The following is a 638-nucleotide window of genomic DNA, read 5'->3' on the forward strand; positions in this document are numbered from 1 at the left end:
ATTTCACTCAAAAGAAAAGCGAGAGAAGGGTATACAGGGAATGCCTAGGCTTTTGGAGGCTACGAAGGACGCGACAAGCGGCGAAACGCTCTGGGGAGGTGCACATGACCTTTGATCCGGAGGTATCCGAATGAGACAACTCAGCATATTGAAGATATGTTTATATAGCCAACCCGGGGAACTGAAACATCTAAGTACCTGGAGGAAAAGAAAACAATAGTGATTCCGCAAGTAGTGGCGAGCGAACGCGGAAGAGTCCAAACCAGTTGAGTTCCGGCTTGACTGGGGTTGTAGGACCTCGATAATCGATTTAACATGAACTGGAAGACACTGGAAAGTGTTGCCGCAGAGGGTGATAGTCCCGTACAGGTAAGTGTTATTGAGAGCGAGAGTTCCTGAGTAAGTGGGGGCCGGTGAAACCCCCATTGAATCCGGCGGCACCATCCGCCAAGACTAAATACTCCCAAAAGACCGATAGTGAACAAGTACCGTGAGGGAAAGGTGAAAAGTACCGTGAATAACGGGGTGCAATAGATCCTGAAACTGTATACCTACAAGCGGACGGAGCTACTTCGTGTAGTGACGTCGTGCCTTTTGCATAATGAGCCTACGAGTTACCTATATTAGCAAGATTAAGG

General features: G+C 48.3%; 1 rRNA gene. It reads left to right on the top strand.

What is annotated here, in order from left to right:
• Positions 1 to 13 precede the first annotated feature (13 nt).
• Positions 14 to 638, top strand: a 23S ribosomal RNA gene (locus tag HHU12_RS34485); the annotation flags it as partial.

This window comes from Flammeovirga aprica JL-4, assembly GCF_012844305.1.
GTDB classification, from domain to species: Bacteria; Bacteroidota; Bacteroidia; order Cytophagales; family Flammeovirgaceae; genus Flammeovirga; species Flammeovirga aprica.